The sequence below is a fragment of the Aeromicrobium sp. genome (genome assembly GCF_014378035.1).
Lineage (GTDB): Bacteria > Actinomycetota > Actinomycetes > Propionibacteriales > Nocardioidaceae > Aeromicrobium.
On record NZ_JACMOM010000317.1, the window covers coordinates 1 to 4864 of the forward strand.

At 65.1% G+C, this 4864-nt stretch carries 4 protein-coding genes and 1 tRNA gene; 2 read left to right on the forward strand and 3 right to left on the reverse strand.

Features of this window, described 5'->3' with window-relative positions; translation table 11 throughout:
* Positions 1-129 precede the first annotated feature (129 nt).
* Positions 130-282 carry a hypothetical protein gene (locus H7290_RS16375; protein WP_290515089.1) on the reverse strand — a complete coding sequence of 51 codons (153 nt, stop codon included), beginning with the start codon at positions 280-282 and terminating at the stop codon, positions 130-132.
* A 16-nt stretch (positions 283-298) separates the two neighbouring features.
* Here H7290_RS16375 and H7290_RS16380 point away from each other — a divergent pair, with 16 nt between their 5' ends.
* Entirely contained in the window at positions 299-508 is a 210-nt protein-coding gene (locus tag H7290_RS16380; protein ID WP_290515090.1) for a hypothetical protein, read from the forward strand.
* A gap of 138 nt (positions 509-646) precedes the next feature.
* Positions 647-1645, forward strand: a complete 999-nt coding sequence (locus H7290_RS16385) for a DUF4238 domain-containing protein (RefSeq protein WP_290515091.1) — start codon at positions 647-649, stop codon at positions 1643-1645.
* 336 nt (positions 1646-1981) lie between these two features.
* Here the strand turns inward: H7290_RS16385 and H7290_RS16390 are convergent.
* Positions 1982-2055: transfer RNA gene (locus H7290_RS16390), tRNA-Met, on the reverse strand.
* Between the two features lie 71 nt (positions 2056-2126).
* Positions 2127-4864: UPF0182 family protein (locus tag H7290_RS16395; protein ID WP_290515092.1), on the reverse strand; the 2738-nt coding region annotated here is incomplete at its 5' end.

Here is a 4864-nt window from a genome sequence, read left to right on the forward strand (position 1 = left end):
GGGAGTTTGGGTTCCCGATGAACCGTGCACGTAAGCGGCGATAAGACTGGGCGGTTTCGTATCAGGAGTCACCGCGTCATCGACCAGCCCGAGCGCCCAGGTGAGCTCCGGACCACGGGCTTCAATTACTCAGAAGAAGAAGTAGATGAACTGCCCGAGCGACCGCAGCGCGGCCTTGATAGAGGCGAAGAACCCGACGCCAGCACGCCGAGCCCCACGCCAGCCAACGATCGTGACAGTCACCGCCGCAACGAGCGCCACGAGCCAAGCAGCGCCTAACACGGTCGCAGGAAAGTCGATGAACCACGAGGAAGAGGACGATCCCGGCGCCGAGCAGGACAACGATTCCGAGAGCAACGATGACCGTGTAACGCCGCGGCATTCCAGTCGGTTCGGCGATACCGTTGCTCATGCACACACAGTAGTGTCGCCCGCCGTGCGCAATCGTCTGCTTCGCGGCCACATCGTGTGTGACGAGCACGGGCTGGGTGCCAGCGCTCACCGCTAGATTCGAGCCATGCCAGCCGACCCAGAAGGTTCCACGCTCGGAGGCGGGTGGCGCGTCACTTCGCGTGTGAGAAACCCGTGGGGGCAGGTGCCCCTCACGGCCGGAGGGCGGTCGTTGCCCGGTAGCGCCCAGACGTATATGGAGCGGCTGCTGGATCAGCAGATAGCGCCCGACACGATCAGCCGCCGTCACCACTACGTGCCGCAGACGTACCTGAAGAAATGGTCCTTCGACGGCAAGCGCGTGTGGACGCTCGACACCGCAGCGCACCGGGCGAGGCCGCTCGGCATTAAGGACGTCTGCGTCGAGGAAAATTTCTACCGCGTGGTCGGTCCCGGGGGCCTGCCCCACAATCGCGTGGAACTGCTCTTCGGAGTGGTCGACAGCGAGTTGCGCCGAGTCCAGTCCCTGTTCTCCGACCTTGACGACCCCGACGTTCTCGAGTTCGACGACCTCATCGCACTGGGCGTCACCGTCGCCGTTCAGCGCATGCGCACGCTCCAGCAGCGCCGAATCCAGCGACAGTACAACCTGTGGCTGCATGCCCAGAATCCCGAGGACTGGCCATCCTTCGATGACCCGACCGCTCCCCACCGCGCCGCAGGGATCCACACGCAGGCTGTGTTCACGGGGATGTGGGAAGCGGCAGACGTGATGACCACCCGACAGATCGAGATCTGGCACGACCCGCAAGGGCGGTTCATGACCTGCGACGCTCCGGTCCTCGTGCCCTTCGACCGCACGCGGCGACCCAGCCTCGAAGCGGCCCCGTACGTCCTCTGGCCCGTCAGCCCGCACCGGGTGGTTGCGCTCGCGAGGGACTCGCAGGGCGAGAAGGCCGTGATCCACGAAGCCGGCGGGAAGCGCATCGGCGCGGTACGAGAGGCGGTAGAGCAGGGCCGCGAGCGGATGATATTCGCCAGCGGGAATCAGCGGGACCGGCTGCCAACCACAAAGCTGTTTCGTCGGCGCGCCCAAGTGCAGATGCGATGCACGGACCGCACCCCGCACGGCGAATACGTGCCCCCGCCGGGCTGCTGTGTGGAACAGTCCGAGACGTTCTCAGCCGCGCCGGATGTGAACTTGTGCAGTCAGGGGCTGCACGTCCCAGCCCCCGCGATGTGGGAACTCTCCTGATGTCGCGCCGCACCTTCGACGATCAGGCACATCGCCGTAAACCCAACTGACGGCGCCCGCTGACCGTATCTCCCCAGGACAGCCGGTCTTGCAGTCTGTGGCCTGCGTCTTGGTGGGCGCTATGCACCTGCGTCATTCTGGGTGGATTGACTCATGCGCTTTCGGCGTGTTTGCGGGCGACCAACTCGGGACCGGCATTTCGACACAACATCAGCGGACTGCAACCGTGCCCGTTTTTCTTGTCAATCCGTGCCCAATCCGTGCCTTTTCGACAAATGCGTCCCAATATCGAAGAACCGGGATCCCAGTCTTCACTGGAATCCCGGTTCTTTTTTGTAGCGGGGACAGGATTTGAACCTGTGACCTCTGGGTTATGAGCCCAGCGAGCTACCGAGCTGCTCCACCCCGCGTCGCATGCTCAACTCTACGGGGCCGGGGGCCGCGGATCAAATCCGGGCCCCCTGCCACCGCAGGACGTGCGCTACTTCTTGGGCGTGTCCACGGCCGCCTGGGCTGCAGCAACAGCCTCACCGACCTGCTGGATGCGCTTCTGATAGGTCGCAAGATCGCCCTTCTTGAGGGCGGCCTGGGCCTGGTTGTAGTACGTGGTTGCGTCCTTCAGCAGCTGGGATGCAGTGGCGGAGGTGCCGCCAGCCCCGGTGCTGCCGCCCGTGCCGGGCGTCGTGCCCGTGTCGGTCGCCGAACTGCCGGCCTCGAGGCCGAGTGCCACCCGAAGCGCTTCGTCGAGTGTCTGACCGAAGCCCACATCGCCACCGAACGAGGCGATGACGAACTGGAGCACCGGGTAGGAGCCCTCCACTGCGCTTCGCTGGATGTAGACCGGCTGGACGTAGAGCAGCCCGTTGCCCACCGGCAGGGTGAGCAGGTTGCCGTACAGGATCGACGCCGTCTTCGACTGCTGGAACTGCAGCAGCGCCTGCGACACGCCCTTGTCGGTCTGGAATGCGTTGGCGATCTGGCTCGGACCCTGGATCTGCGTCTCACTCGGCAGCTGCAAGATCTGCATCTTGCCGTAGTTCTCGGTGTCCGTGGCCTCGGAGTTGACCGACACGAACGCCGCCAAGTTCTGCCTGCTGTTGGGCAGGTAGACGCTGGTGACTGAGAACTTCGGGTTCTCTTCACCCGGCCGTGCCGTGGAGAGGTAGTAGGGCGGTTGGAGCGCCTTGGTGTTGCCCGGAGCTGCCGGGTCCTCGGGCACCTTCCATCGCTCGCCGTCCTCGTAGAACGTCTGCGCGTCGGTCACGTGGTAACGCTGCAGGACGTCGCGCTGCACCTTGAACAGGTCAACCGGGTAGCGGAGGTGCTGGAGCAGCGCGCTGCTGATGTCCGTCTTTGACTTGACGACCCCGGGGAACACCTTCATCCAGGTCTTCAGGACCGGGTCCTTGGTGTCCCACTGGTAGAGCTTGACGGTGCCGTCGTAGGCGTCGACGACGGCCTTGACGGAGTTGCGCATGTAGTTGACCTGGTCGGTCGGCAGGGCGGCCTGCGAGCGACCCTCGGTAAGGGTGTCCCTCGTGGCGTCACGCAACGAACGGTGCTGCGACTGCGGGTAGGAGTTGCTGGTCGTGTAGCCGTCGACGATCCAGACGACCCGCCCACCGACGATCGCCGGGTACGAGTCGCCGTCGACCGTGAGCCATGGGGCGATCTTCTTGACGCGGTCACGCGGCTCGCGGTCGTAGAGGATCTTGGATGCAGAGTTGACTCGGCTCGACAGGATGATGTTCGGCTCGGCGAACTTGAACGCGTAGAGCGCCTTGTTGAACAGGTTGCCGACCGGCACACCTCCACTGCCGTCGTACGTGTTCTGGGTGGCGTTGGCCTTGGTCGCCTTGCCCGACGACGTACCGCCACGCGGGATGTCGACCTCGACGGGGCTGCTGCCCTTGGGCCGCCCGACGATCGAGTAGGACGGGGACTGCTCGCCGAAGTAGATCCGCGGCGGGGTAGTGGTCTCGAGCTCGCCGACCGGCGGGATGTCGCGCTCGACGAAGACCGGCTCGCCGTTGGGGCCGCGCTCGTTGCCTCGCGCGGCGATGACTCCGTAGCCGTGGGTGTAGACGGTGTGGTCGTTGGCCCAGTTGCGCTGGCTCGCCTGGAGCCCCGACAGGTCGAGCTCGCGTGCCGCGATGATGACGTCCTGCGGCTGCGTGTCGGTGCCGAGCTTGTAGCGGTCGACGTCGAGCGTCGTCGGTACGGCGTAGTAGCCGCGCACCTGCTGCAGCTGCTCGAACGCCGGCGAGATGAGCGTCGGATCGAGCAGGCGGGTGCTGACCCGCGACTCAGCGTTGGCCGCCAGCTCGGTGGGCGTCAGCGCAGTCTTGGCCGTGTACGACTCGACGTTGACGTCGCTCACGTCATACGCATCTCGCGTCGCCGCGATGTTGCGGGCGATGTAAGGCCCCTCCTTGTCCGGCTCGGAGGGCTTGACCTGAAAACCTTGCATGACGGCGGGCCAGATCGCGCCGATCAAGATCGAGCTGAGAGCCAACAGACCCAGGCCGATGGCAGGCAGCGTCCACGAACGGATGAAGATCGCGGCGAAGAACAGGATCGCGCAGACGATCGCGACACCGATGAGGATGTTCTTGCTCGGGATGCGCGCGTTGGCGTCGGTGTAGCCGACGCCGTCGAACAGGCTGGATGTGCCGATCGCCAGCCCGAAACGATCGAGGTAGTAGGACACCGCACGCAGCAGCACACCCAGGCCGACGAGCACCGACAGGTGCACCTGGGCCGCACGGGTGAGCTTGGGGCCGCGGCCGGCGATACGGACGCCGCCGTAGACGTAGTTGACGAACAGCACGGCGAGCACCGTGATCACGATCATCGCGAAGGAGAACGACGTGAGGAAGCGCCACCACGGATAGTCGAAGACGTAGAACCCGACGTCCTTGCCGAACTGCTTGTCCTTGACGCCGAACGACGAGCCGTTGCGCCACATCTTGTAGGTGTCCCAATGGCTGGCAGCGACCGAGCCGGCGAACGCCGTGAGCACGGTACCGACACCGATGGCGATCGGCTTGACGATGGGCGTCAACGCCAGGCGGTAGCGGTACGCGGGGTCGTCGCGTCGCATCGGCACCGTCTCGGGGCGCGAGCGGTAGGCGACGTAGAGGTTGGCCACCACGAAGAGACCGAAGATCAGCCCGAGGATGAAGAACAGGGCGACCCTCGCCAAGAGCACGCTGCGGA